This window comes from Embleya scabrispora DSM 41855 (assembly GCF_000372745.1).
GTDB lineage: Bacteria > Actinomycetota > Actinomycetes > Streptomycetales > Streptomycetaceae > Embleya > Embleya scabrispora.
The window spans coordinates 110,281-133,275 of record NZ_KB889562.1 but is presented as its reverse complement, the minus strand read 5'-3'; the positions used below and the strand labels follow the sequence as shown (position 1 = coordinate 133,275).

The following is a 22,995-nucleotide window of genomic DNA, read 5'->3' as shown; positions in this document are numbered from 1 at the left end:
ACAACTCGGGAGGTACGGCGATGGGACAGCACAACAAGCCCGGCGACGACGGCGACAGCAAGACCCCCATCCGGGAGCGGGACGGCCAAGTACCCCAGCCCAAGCCGGACAAGGACAAGTGACGGCGGTCAATTGGGATCGCGTGTTCGCGGACACGCCCCGTCGCTCGTACATTCCCGCCGTGGTGTGGGCGGACGACGACGACCCGATCAACCGCGACAAGGACCCGGACGCGTGGGCGGAAGCCGTAGCGACGGATACCCCTCTCGTCACCCAAATGGACGACGGAGCGGAAGGGGGCGGTCTGTTCCCGTCGTCGTCCGCGTCGATGCCGTCCCTGGTTCGGCTCATGCTCGATCAGCTCGACATCCGCCCGGATCACCGAGTCCTTGAAGTCGGGACCGGCACTGGATGGAACGCCGCGCTGTTGGCCACCGCGCTGACCGATGGCGAGGTGATCACGATCGAGGTGGACCCGGCCCTGGCGGCACAAGCCAAAGAGAACCTGATCGCTTGCCGCGCCGCGCCGTTCGTTGTCGTGGGCGACGGATTGCGGGGGTACCCGGACGGCGCACCGTACGACCGCCTCATCGCGACCATGGCGGTTCAGCACGTGCCGTACGAGTGGCCAGAGCAAGTGAAGCCCGGCGGTGTGATCCTCACGCCCTGGGGAACCGCGTTCCACAACAGCGGGCTTCTACGTCTTGTCGTCAACAGCGACGGCACGGCGAGCGGTCCGTTCGTGGGCAGCGTGAACTTCATGTGGGCACGGTCGCAACGTCGGAGGTTCGACACCCGCGAGTTCGTGGGCGACGTCATCCCGGACCCGGCGCCGGACAGGGTGCGACACACCACGACCGACCCGCGACCCGTGCGGGAAGAACACGCCGAGTTCGCAATCGGGCTGCGCCTGCCGGATGTCGAGCAACGCGTGTACTTCGGGCGCGGTGACGCTGCGGACGAGTACACGCAATGGCTGAGTGACGGCTTGTCGTGGGCATCGGTCGACTACGTGCCCGGGGCCGACAAGTTCGAGGTGAACGAGTCCGGACCACGTGATCTGTGGGCGGAGATCGAAGCCGCCTACGACGCGTGGCGTGCCCAGGGCGAACCCGCGCGCGAACAGCACGGCGTCACCGTGACCCCGGACGGGCAACGGACATGGGTCAACGGGCCGAACGGGCGGGTGGACGTCGGACCGGCGTCCGTCGCCTAGCACCGTGTCAGCCCCGGCCCGCCCATCAGGGGTCGGGGCTGTTCGCCCTGTGCCTGGCACTCGCCCCGCCGATCACTCCGACGTGTCGACCTCAGCGCCCTGGTCGCGGCTCACAACGTACGTGCCTCGCTGGGGCACCGTACGCACGTACCCCTGTTCCCGCAGGTATCGGACCGCTCGCCGAGCTGTCTCCCGGGCCACTCCGTAGGTCTCGATCAGCGTCGACTCGGACGGAACCCGCTTGCCCACGGGCAACGCGCCCGACTCGATATCGCGGACAAGGTCGGCCGCGATCTGCCGGTACGGCGGGTCGGGTGCTTCGTAGTATGCGTCCGGGGCGGTCATGCCCTGGTCGACGAGCTGCCGCCGACTCCCGTTCGGGCGAACAGCGCATTCCCGAGGACGGCACTGTCGTACTCGGCTACCGGGTCGCGCCGGGGCGACCCGGTGCTTCAGCCGCAGACCGCGATTGCCGGTGGACCGGCTGCGGGACGGCTGCGGCTACGGTTGATCGCCGGGGCGCTGGTGCCCCGCTCGGTGGGTCGACAGGGGAGTGGGATGTCGGTGACGGAGTCGAGTGCGGCGGCGGGGGACGATGCGGTTGCGTGTCGGGCGGAGATCGTCCGGCTGCATGAGCTGATCGAGGGCCTGCTCAGCGGTACCGGCGGGGATCCGGCCGAGTTCGCGCACGCGCACGCGCCTGGCTTCACGCTGGTCGAGCCCGGCGGCGGCACGCTGTCGCGGGCGGAGGTGCTTGCGATGGTCGATGGGGCCCGGGGTGTGGTGCCGGGGCTGCGGATCGGTATCGAGGACGTGCGTGTGGTGGCCTCGGCGAGCGAGTTCGTGGTGGCGTCGTACCGCGAGGTGCAGGTGCGTGCGGATGGTGGCGGGGATGTGCGGGCTGTGACGGTGGTGTTCGCGCGGGACGCTTCGGCGGTGCACGGGTTGCGGTGGCGGCATCTGCACGAGACGTGGGTCGAACGCTCCTGAGGGCGGGGCGGGGCCCGGTGGCGTGGGAGGCGCGGGTCACTCGGGTGGAGGGCGCGCGGTGGCGGGTGACGGCGGGTTGCGTGTGGGACTTTTCACGGGTCTTAGGGTCGAGGGATGAGCGACGAGACCGTCTACAAGCTGGTGGGCACCGACGAATGGGCGACCGCGATGCGGCGCGGATCGTTCGAAGGTGCCGGAATCGACCTGGTCGACGGGTATGTGCACCTGTCCACGGGAGCGCAGGTGGCCGAGACGGCGCGCCGCCACTTCGCCGGCCGTGCCGCGTTGACCCTGGTCGCGGTTGATCCGGGCGCGTTGGGGCCATCGCTGCGCTGGGAGCCGTCGCGGGGCGGGGACCTGTTCCCACATGTGTACGGCGCGGTGGAACCGGCCGCGGTGCTCTGGGCCGAGCCGCTGGAACTGCCCGAGACTCCCGACGGCGAGAGGGTCGCCGAGGCGGTCCGGCGGGTTTTGCGGGCGCGTGGACACGTGGGCACTGACACGGCGGAGTGACCATGGGTGACGGCTGCCGGGGCGCGATCGACTGATGGCGTAATCCGTGGGGTACGTGTCGTGGACGCCATGGTCGGCGTGCGCGACGCTGGAGGGGTGACAGAGCGCGAGGTCGTTTTCGTCGTATTCGACGGGTTCCAGTCGCTGGACCTGGTCGGTCCCTACGAGGTGTTCGCCAACGCCGGCGGGTATCGGTGTTCGGTGCTGGCGCGGCGGGCCGGGATGGTGAACTCGCACAGCGCGTTGCCGGTGTCCGCCGGAGTCGGGATCGCGGACGTGGCCCCGGACACGGTGGACACGCTCGTCGTGGTCGGCGGGGCCGGCGTGGACGCCGCCTGCGCCGACCGCGAGTTGGTGGCCTGGGTGGCGGCGACGGCCGCCTCCGCGCGGCGGGTCGCGTCGGTGTGCAGCGGAGTGTTCCTGTTGGGCGCCGCCGGGTTGCTGGAGGGGCGCCGGGTGACCACGCATTGGCGCCGCGCCGCGCAGTTGGAGCGGGAATACCCGGGTGCGCTCGTGGACGTGGATCCGATCTTCGTCCGGGACGGGCGGCTGTGGACGTCGGCGGGAGTGAGTGCCGGGATGGACCTGGCGCTGGCTCTGGTCGAGGACGACGCGGGCCGTGAGGTGGCTTTGGAAGTGGCCCGCGAGCTGGTGTTGTTCCTGCGTCGACCGGGTGGCCAGAGCCAGTTCGGCGTGCCGCTGTGGGGGACCCGTCAGGTGGGCGATCCGTTGCGCGGTGTGGTGGACGCGGTGTCGGCCGATCCGGGCGCGCGGCATTCGGTGGCGGACCTGGCCCGATGCGCCGGGATGAGCGAGCGGCACTTCCAACGCCGGTTCACCGCCGAGATGGGCGTGGGCCCGGCCGGCTACGTGGAACGGGTGCGGGTCGAGGCGGCCGGCCGGGCGTTGGCCGAGAGCGCGGATCCGGTCGAGGCGATTGCGCGCCGGTGCGGATTCGGTACGGGCGAGACGCTGCGGCGGACGTTCCATCGGCACCTGGGGGTGACGCCCAGTGACTATCGGGAACGATTTCGGTCCACGGGACCGGCGGCTTCGCGGCGGCCGGAGGACTCGGTGAATTTGGCGGGTTCGGTCGTGTCGGCCGAGTCGTCTGTGTCGATGAAGGAGACGTTGTGACCATTTACGGGCTGCTGATGTTCGACGGACTCGAAGAGTTGGACCTGGTCGGGCCCTGGGAGGTGTTCACCGCGTCCGCGATGTTGCGCGAGGGCGTGGACACCGTCACCACGATTGCGGCCGGCGGCGAACCGGTGCGCTGCGCCAAGGGGTTGCGCTTGATACCCGAGCACACCTTCGCCGAACACCCGCGCTTGGACGTGCTGTTGGTACCGGGCGGCATCGGGACTCGGACCGAGGTGGGCCATGAGGCGTTGATCGGATGGATCGCGCGTACCGCGAGGGACGCCGCGTGGGTGACCAGCGTGTGTACCGGCGCGCTGCTGCTGCACGAGGCCGGCCCCGCGCGGGGGCGCCGCGTGGCCACCCACCACGCGTTCGAGGACGCCCTCGCGGCACGCGGTGACATCACCGTGGTCCGCGACGCCCGCTACGTCGTGGACGGCAACCTGGTCACCAGCCAGGGGGTGTCCGCCGGCATCGATATGGCGCTGTGGCTGGTCGGGCGCCTGCACGGAGTCGAACACGCCCGCGCGGTACGTCGCTACATCCAGTACGAGCCGGCTCCCCCGTACCTGGCGGACGCTCCTGCGGCGTGACCGGGGCGGGAGTGTCGGCCGACGTCCGGTGTGTGCCGAAGTCGGGCTACTCCGAAGGGGACTGCGTCGAGAAATTGCGCAGGCTGTCCAACCGGTCCCAGTGCTGGGCGATGCGCAGGCGGCCGGTCGCGGTCAGGGCGACGTTCGTGTTGGGCTTCCGGTGAACGAACCGCTTCTCGATTGTGACCAGTTCGGCCTCGGCGAGCCGGGTCAGATGGCTGGAGAGGTTGCCCTTGGTCAGTCCCGTCGCGCGCTGGAGGAACACGAAGTCGGCGGACTCCACGGTGGACAACACCGTCATGATGGCCAGTCGGCCCGGCTCGTGGATCAGCCGATCGAGGATCGGCCCGTCGCTAGGCGCCGACATCGCTGCCGCCGAGGTCCGGTCCCTGGGCGGGACCGAAGGCGCGCCGGAGCGCCGCATGATCGAGCACCCCCGTCACTATCGTTGCCACGCCGACGAGCATAAGACCTCCATTGATCCTGCCCGCAGCCCCCACATCCCCCCAGATCGGCAACAGGCCGGCCGCCGCGAGCGTGCCCCAGACGGCCACATGGTGTGGCCTCGGCCGCATGCCGACGGCGTAGGAGACGTACATCACCGCTGCGAACGCGGCGGTGGTGGTGCTGAGCGGCAGAGCGACACGCCAGTCCAGGCTCACCGCGCCGGCCACCAGGGCCGCACCTCCGGCGGTGACGATCGCGGCACGGGCGCGGGCTCGGCCCGACGGGGTGACCCGACCGTAGTTCTCGGCGTAGTAGCGGGTCAGCCACAGGTAGAGCGCCCCGGCCGCGCCCATCAGCGCTCCGGCGGCCCAGGCGGCCCAGGGGCGGTCCAGTGGCCCCCACCCCAGGTTCGTCACCCCGGAGACGAGGAACAGGACGCCGGCCGGGATCGAAAGCAGCCCCCGGAGATAGGAGTAGTCCGCCGCCGCCGATTCGAGGCTCTTACGATCCATCGCAATTCCTCCCCAAACTGGTTTGTGCCACAAACTCTACGGCTCGCTGGGCGAGTTGCAAACAGGTTTGCGGTACAAACTTGGTGCGGGAGTGTGGTCGGCTGAGCCGGTGGGGGTGCGGGAGGGGGCTGGGCGCGGGGTGATCGGGCGCGCGAGTGTCCGAGGGCGCAGGGGGTGGGGCGGGGCCGCGAGGGCGACAGTGCTCGTGCCGGCGTGGGCGACGATGACGGCCGGGCCGGGGCGCGATCGAGGAGGGGCCGAGCCGGGTCGGCTCGGGTCCGGTTTTTGGCGCTTGGCGGAATGGTTCGACCGGCCGCCCCGCCCCCATCCCGCCACTACCGGGTTGCGGGCGTGGGCCGGGAGCGGGGTGGTCAGGGGGTGGTGATTGGGATACCGGTGGGGGTGGGGCGGGTTGGGGGGTGAGGGAGGGTGATGCCGAAGTGGTCTTGGTAGGCGGCCAGGACGGCGGCGTCGTCGGTGAGGTGTTCCTCGTGGCGGTCGGTGCCGGTGGTGCGGACGACGGTGCGGTCGCTGATGGTGATGCGGCCGTCGGGGGTCGGGCGCGAGCACAGGGGGGCACGGGTGAAGTGCGACGTGGGCGAGGTCTGATGCCACCAGCAGCCGGCCACGAAGTCGCGTAGATCGCGGGGTCGCGGCTCCAGTCGGTACTGGGGTTGGCCCTCGTGCAGGACGTCGAGTTCGCCGTACTCGCCTTCGACGATGCGGAACTCCCCGCCCGGATCGCGCTGGTCGGTACGCAGATCCAGGCGTATCGGGTGGTGGGCGAACCGACCGAAGCCGACGTCGACGAGCCACGGTCGGTCCAGGTCCACGCGCAGCGCGAGATGGTCGAACGGGATGCCCGGACGGCCCTGATCGTCGTACGTGCGCGCGGCGAGCAGGGTTACCCGGTAGTCGAGGGCGCGCAGCAGCGCGGCGAACGCGCCGCCGAGTTCGTAGCAGAAGCCGCCGCGGCGCCGGTCCAGGATCTTGGCCAGGAGCGCCTCTTCGGTGAGTTCGACGGGCCGGCCGAGGTGGATGTCGAGGTTCTCGAACGGCACCGCGAGTAGATGCCGCCACTGAAGGTCGGCCAGGGCCGCGGCGTCCGGACGCACGGGGCGGGCGGCGTCGAGAAGGGCGAGGTAGGTGTCGGCGCGGTCGTGGTCCACCGGGTCTCCGTGCTGTGAGCGCGCGACGCGGGGTGCGCGCGGCGGGCGGGTGTGTGGTGTTCGATGGTGCTGCGTGCTGCGTGCTGCGTGCTGCGTGCTGCGTGCTGCGTGCTGCGTGCGATGTGTGGTGCGTGAGGCCGGACGACCCGGCGGCCCTCATCATGCCGATGCCTGCGACCTCGCTCATCACGAGGCGATACCGACACCCACCCCGCCTCTCGGCCTCGATGGGGCGGATGTCGGTCGTGGGATCGGGCCGGGCCGGACCCGTCGGACCGACGTCGATCGTGTCGGGCCGGTCGGCCGAGCGGCACCACGCCCACGATCGCGCCCGTTGTCGAGGGCGCGAGTCGGGGCGGCTAGGTTGGACGGCATGCTTGTGGCGTTGATCGATTCCGGGACGGGACTGTTGCCGACGGCGGGGTGGCTGCGACGGTTGCGGCCCGACCTCGACCTGCTGCTGTGCATGGACCCCGACCACATGCCGTGGGGCGACCGCGGCGAGGCGACGATCACCCGACGGGTGCTGGCCGCCGCGGACCTGGCCGCCGAGCGCGGCGCCGAGGGCATCGTGGTGCCGTGCAACACCGCCACCGTCACCGCCCTGGACACGCTGCGCGCGCGCTGCGAGCCCGCCGTACCGGTGGTGGGCACCGTGCCGGCGATCAAGCCCGCGGCCGGCTCCGGCGCCCCGTTCGCGGTGTGGGCCACCGTCGCCACCACCGCGAGTGCGTATCAGGCCCGCCTGATCGAGGAGTTCGCCGCGGGCCACACCGTGGAGCGGGTGGCCTGCCCCGGTCTGGCCGAGGCGATCGACCGAGCCGATGAACCGGCCGTCGGGGCCGCCATCGCCGACGCCGCCCGACGTACCCCCGCGCACTGCGCCGGCGTGGTTCTGGGATGTACGCACTACCCGCTCGTCGCCGACCGGATCGCCGCCGCGCTGCCCGCCGGCGTGGGGCTGTACGACAGTGCCGAGGCGGTCGCCCGCCAGACGCTGCGCCGGCTGGGCCTGACCGAGGACCCGGACGCGGAGCCCGGCACGATCGAGGTCACCCTCAGCGGACGCCCCGGCACGCTGCCGCCGAACGCGCTGGCCTACCCGCTCGGCCGCGCGCTCGCCGCCGGCGGCCGGCCGGCGCCCGCCCGTCCCCAGCCGGCCTGAGCCGACGCGGATCCGACGACCCGCACTACGCGTTCCAGGTCCGGGTGCACAGCACCAGGTGGTAGCCGTCGGGGTCGACGACGGTGACGCCGTACTTGTCCCAGTACGGATTGTGCGCGGTGGTCCGGGTGCCGCCGGTCGCGATCAGGCGGTCGATCAGTGCGGGGTCGATCGGCTCGCCCAGGTAGAGCACGAACAGGTCCTCGACCGTCGGCGTGGGCGGCAGCGGGTTCTCCGGGTCGTTGGTCAGCTCGAAGTGCCAGTTGCCGCCCGGGACGCCGACCATGACCAGGTCCCACTCGCCCGAGACACGCTCGGTGGTGCGCCACAGGACCTCCAGGCCCAGGCCCTCGACGTAGAAGCGTTCGGCGGCGGCCAGGTCACGCGAGGGGCGGGCGATTCGTACGTGCGTGTCGGTGCTGATCATGCGGGTGAGGTTAGCGGGTGGCCGCCGGCGGAGTTCGCCGCGCACGGCAAGGGCGAACTCACCCTGCGCGAGCTGCTCGCCCACCGCTCCGGAGCGGTCGGGGTGGACGGCGGGTTCACCCTCGCGGAACCGGCCCACGACCGGCTGCTCGCCGCGCGCCTGGCCGACCACCGGCCGTTCCGGGAGCCGGGCACGGCGTACGGCTACCACGCCTTCGTGATCGGCGCGCTCACCGGCGAGGTGGTGCGGCGGGCCACCGGGCGTTCGCTCCAGGAGATCTACGAGGAGCGCGTGCGCGCACCCCACGACCTGGACATGTACCTCGGCCTGCCCGTCGGACTGGAAGCCCGAACGCCCGACATGCTGCCGATGCGGCCCACCCCGCAGCAGCAGGCCCGGATGGCCGCCAACGCGCCGGACCGGTTCGGCCGCGCCGGCGTCGCCTTCAACCTCAACGCCGAACCTGCCACCGGCCTGGTCGAATTCGCCAACACGCGCGAGGTGCGCGCGCTGGGTCCGGCCTCCTCGGGTGGCGTCGGCAACGCACGCGGTCCGGCCGGGATGTACGCGGCCGCGATCTCCGGGCTCGACGGTCGCCCGGCGCTGCTCCAGCCGGACAGCATCGCCGAGTTCGGGCGCGTGCACCGGGGTGGCACCGATCTGGTCACCGGCGAGCACGACCACTTCGCGCTGGGCTTCGAGGCATTGGGCCTGCGCCACGCGTTCTTGGGCGACGACGCGTTCGGCCACGGCGGCGCGGCCCCGGAGAACACCCGGCCGGCGGCGGTCTTCCGAGCGATCGGCGGCTGACCCGGACGGTTCCCGCGCGGCCGCCGCGAGACGGATCGACCGCGCGGTGCCGTACCCCGCCCGGGTCCCTGCCGGGGGTCCGGGCAGGGACGGAGTGTCAAGGCCGAGGGGACGGGCCGGGCGGCGCGGGGTCAGGCGAAGTCGGAGCGGTGGTCCCGCGCCCAGTCCTCGAAGGTGCGGGCCGGGGTGCCGGTCAGGTCCCGGACCGTGGTGGTGATCAGCGGCGGTTCGGGGGGCGTGTCGGCGCCGGCGAGGAGCGCGTCGACGAGGGCCGGCGGGCGGCCGTCGGCGAGCATCTGCGCCCTCGCGGCGGCCGGCGGGATCGGCTCGAAGCGCAGCGGGCGGTCGATCGCGGCGCCGATCAGCGCGACCTGGTCGGCTCGGCTCACCACCTCGGGGCCGGTCAGCACGTAGCCGACGCCCGCGTGGCCGTCCTCGGTGAGCACGCGGACCGCCGAGGCGGCGACGTCGCGTTCGTGCACGACCGGTTTGGCAGGCAGATCCGGGCCGCGGACGACGCCCGAGGCACGGATCTGCCCGGCCCATCCGAGGGCGTTGCTCGCGATGGTGTCCGCCCGGAGGAAGGTCCACGCGGCGGTCGACTTCGTGATCACGCGTTCCATCTCGGCGTGCAGTCCGCCGATCGGATCGGCCTGGCGGTCGGCGTCGTCGCGCACGCGAGAGGAGGAGAGGTAGACGACGCGGCCGGTGTGCGCGGTCACCGCGTCCAGCACGCCGGGCGCGCCCTCGGTGGTGAGGAAGGGCCAGACCAGGAACACCGCGTCGACCCCGGTCAGAGCCGCCGTGAGGCTGTCCGGCTCGGCCAGGTCGCCGCCCACCACCTCGACCTCGGCGGGCAACCCGGCCGCCTCGGGACGACGCGCCAGGGCCCGCACCTCGACTCCTGCGGCCAGTAGCCGGTCGACCACCTGCCGGCCGACGTTTCCGGTTGCCCCGGTCACCAGAATCATGTGCAATCCCTCGTGTTTCGAAGGCGGAGGGTCCCGCCTCGTCGGGATGATCCTGCAACCTTGACCTCGCGTGAGGTCAAGCCGTTTCGGCCGGGCCCGGGCCCGGCCGAAACAACGAGGTGGGCCCGGGTGCGGGGCCGCTGTCTACTCGATGACGTTGGCCAGGAACGCCGACAGGTTGGCCCGGGTGCGCTCGATCTGTTCGGCCAGGGGCAGCGACTCCTCGAAGCGCCCGCCGGGAGCCGGGGTCTTCAGGCCGCGTACGTACAGCGAGCACGCGAGGTCGGTGCAGATGTACATGCCGAACGAATTGCCGTCCCGACCGGCCCGGCCGGTCTTGGGCGCGGTCATCAGCGAGACGCCGCGGCCCGGGTGCGTGGTCAGGCACAGCGAGCACATGCTGCGGTGCAGGTAGCCTCGCTGCTGGGCGGGAAAGCGCAGGGCGATGCCGACGAGGTCACCCAGGTATTCGGTGACCAGATAGGTGCGATCGGGTGCCCCCGGATCGCCCCAACCCAGGAAATCCAGGTCGGCCCACGGCCGTTCGGCCAGGTCACGGGGCATGGGCAGGCGCTGGGCCGCACCCTTGGAACAGTTGACGAACGACGTACGGATGTCCTGCTCGGTGAGTGGGTTCATGCGGCGGAAACTAACAGTGCCTAGGTACCCTAGGCAAATACCTAGAGGCTCTAGGAAGCGCGGACGGCGCGGTGACCGGCGCCTCGACGGAAGGGTGACGTGTGGCTCGGGCGGGACTGACGGCGGAACGAGTGACTCGCGCGGCGGCGGATCTGGCGGACGAGGTGGGGTTCGAGAACATCACCCTGACCGCGCTCGCGCGCGGTTTCGGGGTCAAGGACGCGAGCCTGTACTCGCACGTGAAGAACCTCCGGGAACTGCGGCTCGGGATCGCGATGCTGGCCGCCGACGAACTGGCGGATCGCCTCGGTGCGGCGGTCGCGGGCCGGGCGGGCAAGGACGCGCTCGTCGCCTTCGCGCGGGCGTACCGGGAGTTCGCGTTGGAGCGTCCCGGCCGTTATGCGGCGACCCAGGCGCGGATCGACCCGGCGCTGTTGGCCACCTCCGAGGGCCACCGGCGCAATGTCGAGAACACCTACGCGATGCTGCGTGCCTACGGCCTGGAGGAGCCGGACCTGACCGACGCGGGACGGCTGTTGCGCAGTGCGTTCCACGGCTTCGTGGTGATCGAGGGCAACGGCGGGTTCGGCCACGCGCGCAAGCCGAGCGAGTCCTTCGACCGGGCCGTGGAGGCCCTGCACGTGGCGCTGGAGAACTGGCCCGGCTGAGCCGGCGCGCCGAAACCGCGCCCGGAGTCGAGTCGCCCGGCGGGACGCGATCGGCCACGACCGGGCCCGCTTCGGCGCGCCTTCGCCGAATGCGACGGAATCCGCGGGGATCGGTTCGATCATGTGCGTGGGAGCGGGCGTCGCATGGGCGAACCCGGGTGCGAGGGAGGCACGTGGTGACGAGGTACGTGGCGCTGTTGCGCGGCGTCAACGTGGGCGGGCATCGACGGGTGCCGATGGCGGACCTGCGTCGCGTCCTGACCGAACTGGGATACACCGACGTCAAGACGCTGTTGCAGAGCGGGAACGCGGTGTTCGAGGCAGCCGAACCGCGGACCGCCGATCTGGTGGCGGCGATCGAGGCCGGGCTGGCCGACGAGTTCGGGTTCGCGGTGGACGTGATGGTGCGCAGCGGCGCGGAGTTGCGTGCGGTGGTCGCGGCGAATCCGCTGGAGGTATCCGACCCGGCCAAATTCGCGGTGGCGTTCCTGAGCCCCGCAGCCGATCCGGCGGTGCTCGGCGAGGTCGATCCGGACAGCTACGCGCCGGACCGACTGCGGGTGGGCGAGCGCGTGTTGTACATGTACTTCCCGGACGGCCTGGGCAAGGCGCGGCTGTCGCCGATCCTGACCCGCAAGCTCGGCGACACGGTCACCGTCCGCAACTGGAACACGGTGACCAAACTGCTCGCGATGGTGGAGTGAGAACGGGGCGACGGGAGGTCGACGGCCTCGGTTGCACCTGATCGGCCCGATGCTCGGCAGTGGGTGATCGAGTGGCCTTTCGGACCCGCCGCGCCGTCGGGCGGGGCGGCGGGCTTCCGGTGCCGGGACCAGACCGCCGACGGGTGCGATCGTGCTCGAAACCGTTGCACAATTTCCTGTGCACAGATTATTGTGCACAGGTGGCCGTGTTCCCGGAACGCCGAGATGTCAGCGAGCTCGAAGCGCTGAAGGCATTGGCGCACCCCCGGCGCCAACGGATCCTGCGGGAACTGGAGGCGAGTGGGCCCGCGACGTCCGCGTCGCTGGCCCGGGCACTGACCCTGAACACCGGCGCGACCAGCTACCACCTCCGGGAACTGGCCCGACACGGGTTCGTCGAGGACTTCGCGGATCCGCACGCGCACGGGCGCGAGCGGTGGTGGCGCGCCGTGCAACGGGACCTGCGGTTTCCGCCGCGCAGCGAGCAGAGCGAGGAGATCCGGCCGGTCGTCGACGAGCTCAACCGCCTGGCCTTCGCGGCCGACCTGGAGGAATACCGCAAGGCGCAGACCGCGACCGAGGCCGAGGAGGGGATGGACATGCCGTACTCGCGCGGGACCATCCACGTCACGCCGGCCGAACTGGGCGAATTCTTCGAGGAGTACATCGCGCTGCTGAACCGGTACAAGCGGGCCGGCCCGCTGCCTGCCGAGGCGCGCCCGGTACAGACGCGCTTCCTCGCGTTCCCGGCCTCGCACAGCGGGCGGGACGACGACGGGGACGACGACGGGGCACCGGAGAGCGCCGACCCCGGAACCGGCGAGCCCCGAACCGACCGGCCCTGAGTCGCCGGGCCCGGCGATCGGGCCCCGACGCGCGGCCCCGGCAGCCGGAACCCCGGCATGCGAGACCCGGGCATGCGAGACCCGGATATTCGAGACCCGGATATTCGAGACCCGAGCACTTCACCCAGGCCCGAGCACCGAGCCACCGATGCGCCGCGCGCCGGCGCCCGTTTCGGCGACTCCGGAATCCGTCCGGCTCGGCACCGATCCCCATCCGAACAGACAAGGGCGGCACCGCACCATGAGTACGCACGACCAGATACCCGACGCCGTGTCGCTGACCGGCGTGGGACGCATCCACGGCAAGGGCACCGCCGCGGTCACCGCCCTGCACGACGTCACCGTCGGCATCCGCCGCGGCAGCTTCACCGCGGTCATGGGGCCCTCGGGCTCCGGGAAGAGTACGTTCATCCAGTGCGCCGCCGGCCTGGACCGGCCGACCAGCGGCAGCGTACGGCTCGGCGACACCGACCTGTCCGGGCTGTCCGAGACCGGCCTGACCGAACTGCGGCGCGAGCGGATCGGCTTCGTCTTCCAGGCGTTCAACCTGATGCCCTCGCTGACCGTGCTGGAGAACATCACGCTGCCGCTGCGCCTGGCCGGCCGGAAGGCGGACCGGGCCTGGCTGGCGGAGATCGTCCAGCGGGTGGGCCTGACCGGGCGTACCGAACACCGGCCGGCGGAGCTGTCCGGCGGCCAGCAGCAGCGGGTCGCGATCGCCCGCGCGCTGGTCACCCGGCCTGAGGTGGTCTTCGCCGACGAACCCACCGGTGCGCTGGACACGGTCACCGCCAAGGAGGTGCTGGCACTGCTGCGCGACACCGTGGACGCGATGGGCCAGACCGTGGTGATGGTCACCCACGACCCGGTCGCCGCGTCCTACGCCGACGAGGTGCTCTTCCTCGCCGACGGACGCATCACCGACAGACTGGCCGGGGCCGGCGCGGACCGGATCGCGGACCGGATGACGCACCTGGGCGCGTGGGCCTGATGTTCTTCCTCGCCCTGCGTACCCTGCGTGCCCGCAAGGGTGGCTTCGCCGGCGCGTTCGTCGCGCTGGTGTGCGCGGCCGCCCTGGTCACCGCGTGCGGCGCGCTGCTGGAGACCGGCCTGCGTGGCGACATCCGGATCGAGCGCTACGCCGGTACCGACACCGTGGTCACCGCCGACCAGAACCTGCACTGGACCAAGCACAAGAAGGGCAAAACCAAGACCAAGTCGAAGCCGCTGACCGAGCGGGCCTGGCTGGACGCGGCCGCCGTGGGCAAACTGCGCGCGGTACCGGGTATCGAGGCCGTGGTTCCGGAACTGACCTTCTCGGCCCACGTGCTCACCCCCGGCGGCCGGGCCCTGGACACCGACGGCAACGCGTGGGGACACGCGTGGGAGTCGGCCCGGCTGACCCCGTTCACGCTGCGCGCGGGTCGGGCACCGGCGGCGACCGGCGAGGTCGTGCTGGACGCGGACCTCGCCCGCCGGGCCGGGGTCCGGGTCGGCGGCACGGTCACCGTGCAGGCCGGTCGGGCGCCGGGCGCCTACCGCGTGGTGGGCATCGCGGCGCCGCCCGGCCGGGACGCCCTGGCCCGGCAGGCCAGCGTGTTCTTCGCCGACGCGGACGCCCGCGAACTGGCCGGACACCCCGGACAGGTCGCCTCGGTGGGCCTGTTCACCGCACCCGGCGCGAACCCGGGCACGGTGCGCGCGGCGGCTCGGGAAGCGCTGGCGGGCACCGGCGCGCAGCTGCGTACCGGTACCGATCGCGGGCCGGCCGAGTTCCCGGCCGCGGCCAAGGCCCGGGTGACCCTGGTCAGCCTGGGCGGCGCACTCGGCGGCACCTCGCTGCTGGTGGCCATCCTGGTCGTGGTGGGCACCTTCGCGCTGTCCATCCAGCAGCGCCGGCGCGAGATCGCGCTGTTGCGCGCGATCGGCGCGACGCCTCGGCAGATCCGCCGCATGGTGGGCCGCGAGGCACTGGTGGTGGGGCTGATCGCGGGCGCGCTCGGCGCGTTCGCCGGGTTGGGGCTGGCCCGTTGGTTGCACGGGCGGTTCGTCGCGTTCGGCGCGTTGCCGGACACGCTGGCACTGAAGCTGAGCCCGATCCCGCTGATCGGCGCGGTACTGCTGACGCTGCTCGCCGCCTGGACCGCGGCGCGCGTGTCGGTGCGCCGGGCCGCGCGGGTCCGGCCGACCGAGGCGCTGGCGGACGCGGCGATCGAGCGACCGCGGCTCGGCATCGGGCGCACGATCGGCGGTGTGGTCGCGGCACTGGGCTATGGCGTACTCCTGCTGGTGTTGAGCACGCTGGACACCGAACCCAAGTCCACGCCGGTCACCTTCCTCACGGTGATCCTCGCCGCCGTCGCGATCGCGCTGCTCGGTCCGCTGCTCGCGCGTGCCGGCGTGGCCGTATTGGGGCTGCTGGTCGGGCGCCTGTCGCCGATCAGCGGGTTCCTGGCGGCGCGCAACGCGCGGGCCGCCGCCGAACGGGTGGCCGCGGTGGTCACCCCGCTGAGCCTGGCGGTGGCGATGGCGTCCACCATCCTGTTCACCCAGACCACGGCGAGCCACGCCGCGGCGGAGCAGGCGAAGGCGGGCACGTTGGCGTCGTACTCGCTGGTCGCGGGCCCCGGGGTGCCGGGCAGGGCGGCGGAGGCGGTGCGGGCGGTGCCCGGGGTCGAGGTGGCCACCGAGGTCCTGCACACGCTCGTACGGGCCGGCCAGGACAAGTTCCCGGCCCAGGGCGTCACTCCGCAGGGCGTGTGGCGCACGCTCGACCCGAAGACCCGCTCCGGCTCGTTCGCGGCGCTCGCCGACGGCACGGTCGCGGTGAGCGAACTGGCGGCCAGGACCAAGGGGGTCGGTGTCGGCGCCGATCTGCGGATCACCATGGGCGACGGGGTCGAGGTCACCCTGAAGGTGATCGCGGTGTACGAACGCGGCCTGGGCTTCGGCGATCTGACGCTGCCTCATGCGGTGGTGGCGGCGCACGTGGACCGGCCGGCGGCGGAGGCGGTGCTCGTTTCCGGTACGGCCGCGGCGGCGTTGTCGCGGGAGTCGTTGCAACGGGCGGTGGGCGAGTTTCCCGGGGTTCGGGTGCTGGATCGGGGCGAGGTCGAGCAGGCGCGTCGGGAGCAGGCCGGCACCCAGGCCCAGGTCAACTATGTCGCGATGGGGTTGATCATCGCGTTCACCGGCATCGCGGTGGTGAACACGCTGGTGATGGCGACGTCGGCGAGGCGGCGCGAGTTCGCGCTGTTGCAGCTGGTGGGCACCACGCGTCGGCAGGTGATGCGGATGCTTCGCTGGGAGACCGGGGCCGTGGTGCTGTTGGCCGCAGTGCTGGGGTCGGTGGTCGCGTACGCGACGTTGACCGCGTACAGCGTGGGGATGACCGCGAGTGCGTCTCCGTACGCGCCGCCGTTGACGTATGCGGCGGTGTTGGTCGCGGCGACGGGGTTGGCGTTCGTGGCCACGGTTTTGCCGGCGCGTGTGGCGTTGCGGGGCAATCCGGCGGACACGATGGGGTTGCGGGACTGATCGGCCTCAAGCGCGCGGCCGGGCTGGTTGGACCCGGCCTTCGGCCGCGGTCGCCTCAAACGCCGGCGGGGCTGGTTCGCCTCAAATGCCGGTAGGGAAAGGGCGTTGGGCGCCGGTCGGGCTTGGGAGCTCGGCCGGCGCCTCGGGGGTGAGGGGGGTCAGGTTGTGGGTGGGGGTTGGGTGAAGGTGGTTATGGCGTCTTCCGCGGCGGTGAGGAGGTCGGTGTCGTGGGCACCGGTGGCCACCGTGTCGTGGAAGAGGTGGACGTGGGCGTTCTCGATGCCGGCGAAGTTGGAGATGCCGATGCGGAGGCGGCGGTCGAGCAGCTCGTCCCAGCCGCCCTTGGTGAAGTGCTCGTGCGAGTAGCCGGCCAGGCCGAGCCACAACATGCGCCTGCCGGCCAGGCGCGGGCGGCTGCGGCCGTAGGCGAAGCCGTAGTTCCAGACCCGGTCGATCCAACCCTGGAGCAGGGCGGGCAGGCCGAACCACCACATGGGGAAGACCACGACGATCGTGTCGGCCGCCTCGATCCGGGCCATGTGCGCGCGTACCTCCACGCTGTAGACCTTGTCCCGGTCGGCCCAGTCGGGTTCGTCCTCGACGGTCATCCGCGGATCGAACCCGTCGGCGTGCAGGTCGAGTACGTCCACGGTGTGGCCGTCGGCCGGCAGCCGGGCCCGGGCCCGGGCGGCGACTCGTGCGGTCAACGAGTCGGCCCGCGGGTGGGCGAGGACGACGAGGGCGTGCGGTGCTTCGGCGGTCATGGCGTGGCCTTCCTCGGTGGTGGTGTCGGTGACGAGGGAGCGGGGGAGGTGGGTCAGTCGGCCAGGCGGACGAGCATCTTGCCGGTGTTGGCGCCGTTCAACACACCGAGGAAGGCGGCGGGTGCCTGCTCGATGCCTTCGAACACGGTCTCCTTCGTGTGCAGCGAACCGTCGCCGAGCCAGCCGAGCGCGCGCTCGGTGAACTCCGGGAACAGCGCGAAGTGGTCGGTGACCAGCAGGCCGCGCAGGTTCAGCCGCCGGGTGTATGCCTGGAAGAGGTTGCTCGGACCGGGCACCGGCTCGGTCGCGTTGTAGCCGCTGATCGCGCCGATCAGGGCGAACCGGGCGCCGACCTTGGCGTTCGCGATCGCCGCTTCGAGGTGGTCGCCGCCGACGTGGTCGAGATAGACGTCGATGCCCTCGGGAGCGGCCTGGGCGAGCTGATCGCCGATCGCGCCGGCGCGGTAGTCCAGCGCGACGTCGTAGCCGAACTCGTCACGCAGCCGCGCGACCTTGGTCGGGCCGCCCGCCGAGCCGATCACCCGGGCCGCGCCCAGCTTGCGGGCGATCTGGCCGGCCACACTGCCGACCGCGCCCGCCGCGCCGGAGACGAACACGGTGTCGCCCTCGCGGACCGGGGCCACCTCGGTCAGCGCCGCGTACGCGGTCAATCCGGTGGTGCCCAGCACACCGAGGTACGCCTGGGCGGGTACCGCGGAGATGTCCAGTACGACGGCGGTCGCCGCGTCCACGACCGCGTACTCGCGCCAACCGGCGAAGTGCGACACGGTCGCGCCGACCGGGACGGCGTCGGAGCGGGAGGCGATCACGTCGCCGACCGCGCTGCCGTCCAGAACCGCGCCGAGCTCGAACGGCGGGATGTACGACTCGACATCGTCCATCCGACCGCGCATGTACGGGTCCACCGACATCCACGTGTTGCGGACCAGGATCTGGCCCTCGGCCAGGGCCGGGATCGCGGCGGTGACCAGTTGGAAGTCGGCGGCGGTGGGGGTGCCCACCGGACGGGCGGCCAGGCGGATCTCCCGGCCGGCGACGGGGGTGGCGCCGGTGATGCGGGTGTTGGCGTCGACGGACATGGTGTGTGCTCCCGGTTCGTGTGTCGTGCTGTTCGTGTGTCTTGCTCGGGCCGTCCCGAACTCGATGACACGACAGTGCCGTCGGCCGCGCACGGAATCCTGCGGGTCCACGCACGGGCACCGGCGGGCGACCGTCAGAGCCCGGTTGACCTGCGCTAACGTGGCGGCATGCGCTTCGGGGTGATGGGTCCGCTGGCGGTGTGGACGGCGGACGGACAGCCGGTTCGGGTCCCGGAGTCGAAGGTGCGCGCGCTGCTCGCCGACCTGCTCGTGCACCGCGGCCGCCCGGTCTCGGCGGACCTGCTGGTGGAGGACCTGTGGGGCGCGGACCCGCCGGGCAATCCGGCGAACACGCTGCAGACCAAGGTCTCCCAGCTGCGCCGGGCGCTGGAGGCGGGCGAGCCCGGGGGGCGTGAACTGGTCGTCCATCGCCCGCCCGGCTATCAGCTTCGGGTGGACGCGGACGCCGTGGACGCGGATCGGTTCGCCGAACTGACCGCGCGGGCGCGGGCCGGTGCCGACGTGCGCACCCGGGCGGGGTTGCTCGCGGATGCGCTCGCGCTGTGGCGTGGGCCGGCGTTCGCCGACTTTCGGGACGAGGAGTTCGCCCGCGCGGCGATCACCCGGCTGGACGAGCAGCGGCTGACGGCCATCGAGGACTACGCCGAGGCTCGCCTGGAACTGGGCGAATACACGGCGCTGGCGGATGAGCTGGGAGAGCAGGTCGCGCTGCATCCGGTCCGGGAGCGGCTGCGCGCGGCGCACTTGCGCGCGCTGTACCGCTCCGGGCGGCAGGAGGAGGCGTTGGCCGGGTACGCCGAGCTGCGCGAGCGGTTGGCGGAGGAGCTGGGCCTGGATCCGGGGCCGGAGTTGGCCGCTCTGCACCGGGCGATCCTGGCCCAGGACCCGAGCCTGACTCCGGTCGCGGCGCCGGCCGGTGCGGCGACCGGTGCGCCGACAGGGGTGGCAGCCGGCGTGGCGGCGCACGCGCGGGCACGGAGCAATCTGCCCGCCGCGCTGACCGAACTGGTCGGTCGCGAGGAGGCGGCGGCCGAGGTGGACGGGCTGCTCCGGAGCGCTCGCCTGGTGACCCTGACCGGTCCCGGCGGGGTGGGCAAGACCCGGCTCGCCCTGGAGAGTGCGGCCCGGGCGGTGGACGATCCGTCCTTCCCGGACGGGGTGTGGTTGGTCGAACTGGCCGGTCGGCGCGACCCGAGCGGCGACGACCTGGCCGACGCGATCGCCTCGGCGTTGGGCATCCGGGACGAGGCCACTGCCGGCGCGGGGCATCGCGCGGCCGAGTCGCGGACCCGGCTGGCGGACGCGCTGCGCGGGCGCGGGCTGCTGCTGGTCCTGGACAACTGCGAGCATGTGATCGAACCGATCGCGGAACTGGCCGACCTGCTGCTGCGAGCCGCACCGGAACTGCGGATCCTGGCCACGAGCCGTGAGCCGCTGGCGGTGGGCGGCGAGGTGCTGTGCGTGGTGCGGCCGCTGGCGGTGCCGGCCGCCGGGGCTGATCCGACGGCACTGGCCGAGTCCACGGCGGTACGGCTGTTCGTGGCTCGCGCCGCCGCCGCGGCACCCGGGTTCGTACTGGACGGGCATACGGCGGACGCGGTCGCGGCGATCTGTCGTCGCCTGGACGGGATTCCGCTGGCCCTGGAACTGGCCGCGACCCGGGTGCGCGGGCTCGGCGTGCACGGGCTCGCGGCGCGCCTGGACGACCGGTTCCGAGTGCTCGGCGTGGGTCGGCGCGGGGTACCGGCCCGGCAGCAGACGCTGCGCGCGATGATCGACTGGAGCTGGGAACTGCTCGGCGCGGCGGAGCGGATCGTGCTGCGCCGGTTGGCGATCCACGTGGACGGAAGCGCTCCCGAGGCGGCGGAGGCGGTCTGCTCGGGGGACGACGTGGCCCGCGCCGACGTGCTCGACCTGGTCGGGCGGTTGGTCGATCGTTCGCTGGTGGTCGTGGTCGAGGGTCCGTACGGGCCGAGGTATCGGTTGCTGGAGTCGGTTGCCGCGTACTGTGTGGAACGCCTGCACGCGGCGGGCGAGTTCGACGCGGTGCAGGGGCGGCACGACGGTTGGGTGGCCGAGCTCGTCGAGTACGCCGGGCCGCGGCTGTACGGCCCCGATCAGCGTGAGTGGCTGACCCGGTTGGACGCGGAGGGCGGGAACCTGCGCAGCGCGTTGGACGGCGCGGCGCGGCGCGCGGACGCGGGGCTCGCGGTGCGGCTGGCCGGTGGAGCGGCGTGGTACCGGTTCCTGCGCGGGCGCTATCGCGAGGCGTGGCGGGCGTTGGACGCGGCGTTGGCGGTGCGGGCTCGTCCGGATTCGGATTCGGATTCGGATTCGCGTGCGGGTGCGGGTGCGGGTGCGGTGGACCCGGCTCGGGTGGCGGCGGGGGCCTGGCGGGCCGGGTTCGCCATGCTGATCGGGGACGGCAGAGATCTGGTCCGGCAGAGCCGGGACGCGTTGCGGGCGTACGACGGGATCGTGGAGGGGCGGGCCCGGGCCGAATGGTTCCTTGGCCTGGCGCACCTGCATGTGGGCGACGCGGACGCGGGCGGCGAACTGATCGAGCGGGCCCTGGTCGGCTTTCGCGCGGCGGACGACGCGTGGGGTATCGCGGCGGCGTTGACCGGCCGGGCGAAGGCGGTGATGTTCCGCGGCGATCCGGCGGCGGCCGGCGCGGCGGCCGAGGATGCGGCGGCCCGGTTCGCCGCGCTGGGCGAGCGGTGGGGGCTCGTGCAGGCATCGGACCAACTCGCCTATGTGGCCGAAGTGTCGGGCGAGTACGACCGCGCCGCCGCGCTGCATCGCGAAGGGCTGTGCGGAGCCGAGGAGTTGGGCCTGTGGACCGACGTGTCGTACCGGTGGTCCGGGCTCGGCCGGATCGCGCTGTTGCGGGGTGACTTCGCGCGGGCCGAGGAGTTTCACGAGCGTGGGCGGCGGCTCGCGGTCGAGCGGTCGGACCGGTTCGCGGAGGAGTTCGCCGAGGTCGGACTCGGACTCGGGGCGCGCCGGGCGGGGGACCTGGTGGCGGCCGAGCGGCATTTGCGCAACGCGCTGGAGTGGAATCGTCGGCTGCACGACGACTACGGCGTGCCGTTCTACGGGGTGACGCTGCTGCTGGCCGAGTTGGGCTTCGTGGCCGAACTGCGCGGGGACGCGGTCGGCGCGCGGGAATGGCACGAGGAGGGCCTGGCGGCGGCGCGCGCGTCCGGCGATCCGCGGGCCGTCGCGCTGGCGTTGGAGGGGTTGGCCGGGGTCGAGGCGATCTCGGGTCGGGCGGTGGAGGCGGCCACGCTGCTGGGCCGCGCGGACGCGCTCCGCGCTTCGATCGGCGCGCCGTTGCCGGTGGGCGAACTCGGCGATGTGACGCGGATCGCGGCGGCGGCTCGGGAGGCGCTCGGGCCTTCGGCATACGCGATCGCCTTCGGCGCGGGGGTCGACTCGTCGGATGGGTAAGACGATGTCGGTCACCGCTGAGCCGGGTCGCGGTGGGTTCGAGCCGCGCAGGGGTTGCTCAATCGCGTGGGCCGAGTCGTGGACTTCCGGGCTCTGCCGGCACCGGGCCGGCCGCGGGGCTCTCGGTGTCTGGTGCCCGGACCACAATAGGGTTCGTGCGGGGCAAGGGGGATCAGATGGAGCGGGCCCGAATCCTGCTGTTGGACGCGGCTCCCGGCGATCTGCTTGATCGGGAGCTGAAGCGTCTGCTCGACCACGGGCCGGCGGTCACGTTGAATCTCCGGCGGGTGGCCGATCCGGCCGGCGTGCGCGCTGCCTGGGCCGGTCGGGTGGACTTCACCGATTTCGACGCCTTCGACGAGTCCGCGCTGCTCGCCGAGATGGTCCGGGACGGACTCGGCTACCACGCGGTCAAGTCCCGTGCCGGCGTGCCGCTGCGCGCCGCTTTCCTCGCCGCGGCGACCGATGCCCGGTTGGCCAACCGGCTCCGCGTGATCGGCCGGGCCGGGGCGGGCACCGATCACGTCGAGTCGGCGGCCGCGGCCCGTCACGGCGTGATGGTCACCCATACCCCCGGTTCCAATGCGAACGCGGTCGCCGAGTTCGCCCTGGCCCAGCTCCTCGCCCTGACCCGGGACCTCCCGGCGCACAACGAGGCCGCGCACCGGGGCAACTGGCGCACCCCGGCCGCACCGACGGTGGAGCTTTCGGAGCTGACCCTGGGCATCGTCGGGCCGGGGCGGATCGGTCTGGCCCTGGCCGACCGGGCGAAGGCCCTGGGCATGCGGGTCCAGGGCCTGTCGCGGCGCCCGACCGAGGTATCGGTGTCCCCGGCCCACTCCCTCACCGCGCTGCTGACGACCAGTGACGTGGTCTCCCTGCACGTGCCGCTCACCGCGCAGACCCGAGGGCTGATCGGCAGGGCGGAGCTGGCGCTGATGCGTCCGGGGTCGATTCTGCTGAACACCGCCCGAGGCGGGATCGTCGACGAACAGGCGCTGGCCGACGCACTGCGCGACCCCGCACACCCGCTCGCCGCCGCCGCCGTCGACACCTTCGAGCACGAACACGCCGCTTTCGCCTCGCCGCTCTTCGGCCTGCCGAACGCCCTGCTCACCCCGCATGTCGCCGGGATGACCAGGAGCGCGATGGCCACAGCGGCCCTCCGCTGCGCGGACCACATCGCGGCCCTGCTCGCCGGCCGCCCGGACGGCATACCCGTGGTGACCATGTGACGGACGCCGTCGATGCGAGGCAGACCGCCCCGCCGGTCGAGTTCGCGAGGCCGAGGCGAACCGGCCCCGTCCT

The 22,995-nt window shown here is 72.5% G+C and carries 23 protein-coding genes; 14 read left to right on the top strand and 9 right to left on the bottom strand.

The window, feature by feature from the left end; genetic code table 11:
* Positions 1-118 precede the first annotated feature (118 nt).
* Positions 119-1,216: a methyltransferase domain-containing protein gene (locus tag A3IC_RS52125; protein WP_020548498.1), complete on the top strand. Its 1,098-nt coding sequence runs from the start codon at positions 119-121 to the stop codon at positions 1,214-1,216.
* 72 nt (positions 1,217-1,288) lie between these two features.
* On the opposite strand, the gene A3IC_RS0102570 is transcribed toward A3IC_RS52125, so the two are convergent.
* Positions 1,289-1,561: a GntR family transcriptional regulator gene (locus tag A3IC_RS0102570; RefSeq protein WP_020548497.1), complete on the bottom strand. Its 273-nt coding sequence runs from the start codon at positions 1,559-1,561 to the stop codon at positions 1,289-1,291.
* Between the two features lie 219 nt (positions 1,562-1,780).
* Here A3IC_RS0102570 and A3IC_RS52120 point away from each other — a divergent pair, with 219 nt between their 5' ends.
* The 4 genes from A3IC_RS52120 (at position 1,781) to A3IC_RS0102550 (ending at position 4,455) form a co-directional block, all read left to right on the top strand.
* On the top strand, positions 1,781-2,206 hold the full coding sequence (locus tag A3IC_RS52120; protein WP_158695779.1) for a DUF4440 domain-containing protein: 426 nt from the start codon (positions 1,781-1,783) through the stop codon (positions 2,204-2,206).
* Between the two features lie 114 nt (positions 2,207-2,320).
* The gene (locus tag A3IC_RS52115; RefSeq protein WP_020548495.1) at positions 2,321-2,719 is read left to right on the top strand and encodes a DUF952 domain-containing protein; all 399 of its coding nucleotides are present in this window, start codon (positions 2,321-2,323) and stop codon (positions 2,717-2,719) included.
* A 96-nt stretch (positions 2,720-2,815) separates the two neighbouring features.
* The gene (locus A3IC_RS0102555; RefSeq protein ID WP_079026228.1) at positions 2,816-3,856 is read left to right on the top strand and encodes a GlxA family transcriptional regulator; all 1,041 of its coding nucleotides are present in this window, start codon (positions 2,816-2,818) and stop codon (positions 3,854-3,856) included.
* Complete coding sequence (locus A3IC_RS0102550) at positions 3,853-4,455, top strand: DJ-1/PfpI family protein (RefSeq protein ID WP_020548493.1); 603 nt, start codon at positions 3,853-3,855, stop codon at positions 4,453-4,455. The genes A3IC_RS0102555 and A3IC_RS0102550 overlap by 4 nt, the downstream gene beginning before the upstream one ends.
* A 46-nt stretch (positions 4,456-4,501) precedes the next feature.
* On the opposite strand, the gene A3IC_RS0102545 is transcribed toward A3IC_RS0102550, so the two are convergent.
* From A3IC_RS0102545 to A3IC_RS0102535, 3 genes are all read right to left on the bottom strand, one after another.
* Positions 4,502-4,822: a transcriptional regulator gene (locus tag A3IC_RS0102545; RefSeq protein ID WP_020548492.1), complete on the bottom strand. Its 321-nt coding sequence runs from the start codon at positions 4,820-4,822 to the stop codon at positions 4,502-4,504.
* On the bottom strand, positions 4,809-5,414 hold the full coding sequence (locus A3IC_RS0102540; protein WP_020548491.1) for a hypothetical protein: 606 nt from the start codon (positions 5,412-5,414) through the stop codon (positions 4,809-4,811). The genes A3IC_RS0102545 and A3IC_RS0102540 overlap by 14 nt, the downstream gene beginning before the upstream one ends.
* Before the next feature lie 371 nt (positions 5,415-5,785).
* On the bottom strand, positions 5,786-6,583 hold the full coding sequence (locus A3IC_RS0102535; protein ID WP_020548490.1) for an arylamine N-acetyltransferase family protein: 798 nt from the start codon (positions 6,581-6,583) through the stop codon (positions 5,786-5,788).
* 373 nt (positions 6,584-6,956) lie between these two features.
* Between A3IC_RS0102535 and A3IC_RS0102530 the strand changes: the two genes are divergently transcribed.
* A complete protein-coding gene (locus A3IC_RS0102530; RefSeq protein WP_020548489.1) occupies positions 6,957-7,748 on the top strand; it encodes a glutamate racemase in 792 nt (263 codons plus the stop codon).
* 25 nt (positions 7,749-7,773) lie between these two features.
* Here A3IC_RS0102530 and A3IC_RS67220 read toward each other — a convergent pair whose 3' ends face one another.
* On the bottom strand, positions 7,774-8,175 hold the full coding sequence (locus tag A3IC_RS67220) for a VOC family protein (RefSeq protein WP_026217865.1): 402 nt from the start codon (positions 8,173-8,175) through the stop codon (positions 7,774-7,776).
* Between A3IC_RS67220 and A3IC_RS52110 the strand changes: the two genes are divergently transcribed.
* Entirely contained in the window at positions 8,155-8,985 is an 831-nt protein-coding gene (locus tag A3IC_RS52110) for a serine hydrolase (protein WP_106668763.1), read from the top strand. The genes A3IC_RS67220 and A3IC_RS52110 overlap by 21 nt on opposite strands.
* A gap of 131 nt (positions 8,986-9,116) precedes the next feature.
* Here the strand turns inward: A3IC_RS52110 and A3IC_RS0102515 are convergent, their stop codons facing one another.
* Together A3IC_RS0102515 and A3IC_RS0102510 are read right to left on the bottom strand one after the other, a co-directional pair.
* Positions 9,117-9,956, bottom strand: coding sequence for an SDR family oxidoreductase (locus A3IC_RS0102515; protein ID WP_020548486.1), 840 nt, complete (start codon positions 9,954-9,956; stop codon positions 9,117-9,119).
* 144 nt (positions 9,957-10,100) lie between these two features.
* Positions 10,101-10,595: an FBP domain-containing protein gene (locus tag A3IC_RS0102510; RefSeq protein WP_020548485.1), complete on the bottom strand. Its 495-nt coding sequence runs from the start codon at positions 10,593-10,595 to the stop codon at positions 10,101-10,103.
* A gap of 101 nt (positions 10,596-10,696) precedes the next feature.
* Here A3IC_RS0102510 and A3IC_RS0102505 point away from each other — a divergent pair, with 101 nt between their 5' ends.
* From A3IC_RS0102505 to A3IC_RS0102485, 5 genes are all read left to right on the top strand, one after another.
* Positions 10,697-11,263 carry a TetR/AcrR family transcriptional regulator gene (locus A3IC_RS0102505; RefSeq protein WP_020548484.1) on the top strand — a complete coding sequence of 189 codons (567 nt, stop codon included), beginning with the start codon at positions 10,697-10,699 and terminating at the stop codon, positions 11,261-11,263.
* Positions 11,264-11,439: 176 nt separating this feature from the next.
* Positions 11,440-11,967, top strand: a complete 528-nt coding sequence (locus A3IC_RS0102500; RefSeq protein ID WP_026217804.1) for a DUF1697 domain-containing protein — start codon at positions 11,440-11,442, stop codon at positions 11,965-11,967.
* 200 nt (positions 11,968-12,167) lie between these two features.
* Positions 12,168-12,812 (top strand): ArsR/SmtB family transcription factor, encoded by a 645-nt coding sequence (locus A3IC_RS0102495; protein WP_020548482.1) that lies wholly within the window; start codon positions 12,168-12,170, stop codon positions 12,810-12,812.
* A 241-nt stretch (positions 12,813-13,053) separates the two neighbouring features.
* Positions 13,054-13,803: an ABC transporter ATP-binding protein gene (locus tag A3IC_RS0102490; RefSeq protein WP_020548481.1), complete on the top strand. Its 750-nt coding sequence runs from the start codon at positions 13,054-13,056 to the stop codon at positions 13,801-13,803.
* Positions 13,803-16,349 carry an ABC transporter permease gene (locus A3IC_RS0102485; RefSeq protein WP_191864138.1) on the top strand — a complete coding sequence of 849 codons (2,547 nt, stop codon included), beginning with the start codon at positions 13,803-13,805 and terminating at the stop codon, positions 16,347-16,349. The genes A3IC_RS0102490 and A3IC_RS0102485 overlap by 1 nt, the downstream gene beginning before the upstream one ends.
* Before the next feature lie 158 nt (positions 16,350-16,507).
* On the opposite strand, the gene A3IC_RS0102480 is transcribed toward A3IC_RS0102485, so the two are convergent.
* Both A3IC_RS0102480 and A3IC_RS0102475 read right to left on the bottom strand, forming a co-directional pair.
* Complete coding sequence (locus A3IC_RS0102480) at positions 16,508-17,113, bottom strand: NAD(P)H oxidoreductase (RefSeq protein WP_020548479.1); 606 nt, start codon at positions 17,111-17,113, stop codon at positions 16,508-16,510.
* A 53-nt stretch (positions 17,114-17,166) separates the two neighbouring features.
* Positions 17,167-18,213 carry an NADP-dependent oxidoreductase gene (locus tag A3IC_RS0102475; protein WP_020548478.1) on the bottom strand — a complete coding sequence of 349 codons (1,047 nt, stop codon included), beginning with the start codon at positions 18,211-18,213 and terminating at the stop codon, positions 17,167-17,169.
* 168 nt (positions 18,214-18,381) lie between these two features.
* On the opposite strand from A3IC_RS0102475, the gene A3IC_RS0102470 reads away from it, so the two are divergent.
* Positions 18,382-21,687 carry an AfsR/SARP family transcriptional regulator gene (locus A3IC_RS0102470; RefSeq protein ID WP_020548477.1) on the top strand — a complete coding sequence of 1,102 codons (3,306 nt, stop codon included), beginning with the start codon at positions 18,382-18,384 and terminating at the stop codon, positions 21,685-21,687.
* Positions 21,688-21,842: 155 nt separating this feature from the next.
* Positions 21,843-22,922, top strand: a complete 1,080-nt coding sequence (locus tag A3IC_RS0102465; RefSeq protein ID WP_245599127.1) for an NAD(P)-dependent oxidoreductase — start codon at positions 21,843-21,845, stop codon at positions 22,920-22,922.
* Positions 22,923-22,995: the final 73 nt, after the last annotated feature.

Excerpts from the sequence above, each read along its gene's own strand:
- A3IC_RS0102485 (WP_191864138.1), top strand. The coding sequence starts at position 13,803 with ATGTTCTTCCTCGCCCTGCGTACCCTGCGTGCCCGCAAGGGTGGCTTC.
- A3IC_RS0102530 (WP_020548489.1), top strand. The coding sequence starts at position 6,957 with ATGCTTGTGGCGTTGATCGATTCCGGGACGGGACTGTTGCCGACGGCG.
- A3IC_RS0102480 (WP_020548479.1), bottom strand. The coding sequence starts at position 17,113 with ATGACCGCCGAAGCACCGCACGCCCTCGTCGTCCTCGCCCACCCGCGG.
- A3IC_RS0102475 (WP_020548478.1), bottom strand. The coding sequence starts at position 18,213 with ATGTCCGTCGACGCCAACACCCGCATCACCGGCGCCACCCCCGTCGCC.
- A3IC_RS0102540 (WP_020548491.1), bottom strand. The coding sequence starts at position 5,414 with ATGGATCGTAAGAGCCTCGAATCGGCGGCGGCGGACTACTCCTATCTC.
- A3IC_RS0102470 (WP_020548477.1), top strand. The coding sequence starts at position 18,382 with ATGCGCTTCGGGGTGATGGGTCCGCTGGCGGTGTGGACGGCGGACGGA.
- A3IC_RS0102570 (WP_020548497.1), bottom strand. The coding sequence starts at position 1,561 with ATGACCGCCCCGGACGCATACTACGAAGCACCCGACCCGCCGTACCGG.
- A3IC_RS0102510 (WP_020548485.1), bottom strand. The coding sequence starts at position 10,595 with ATGAACCCACTCACCGAGCAGGACATCCGTACGTCGTTCGTCAACTGT.
- A3IC_RS0102490 (WP_020548481.1), top strand. The coding sequence starts at position 13,054 with ATGAGTACGCACGACCAGATACCCGACGCCGTGTCGCTGACCGGCGTG.
- A3IC_RS67220 (WP_026217865.1), bottom strand. The coding sequence starts at position 8,175 with ATGATCAGCACCGACACGCACGTACGAATCGCCCGCCCCTCGCGTGAC.
- A3IC_RS0102545 (WP_020548492.1), bottom strand. The coding sequence starts at position 4,822 with ATGTCGGCGCCTAGCGACGGGCCGATCCTCGATCGGCTGATCCACGAG.
- A3IC_RS0102515 (WP_020548486.1), bottom strand. The coding sequence starts at position 9,956 with ATGATTCTGGTGACCGGGGCAACCGGAAACGTCGGCCGGCAGGTGGTC.
- A3IC_RS52115 (WP_020548495.1), top strand. The coding sequence starts at position 2,321 with ATGAGCGACGAGACCGTCTACAAGCTGGTGGGCACCGACGAATGGGCG.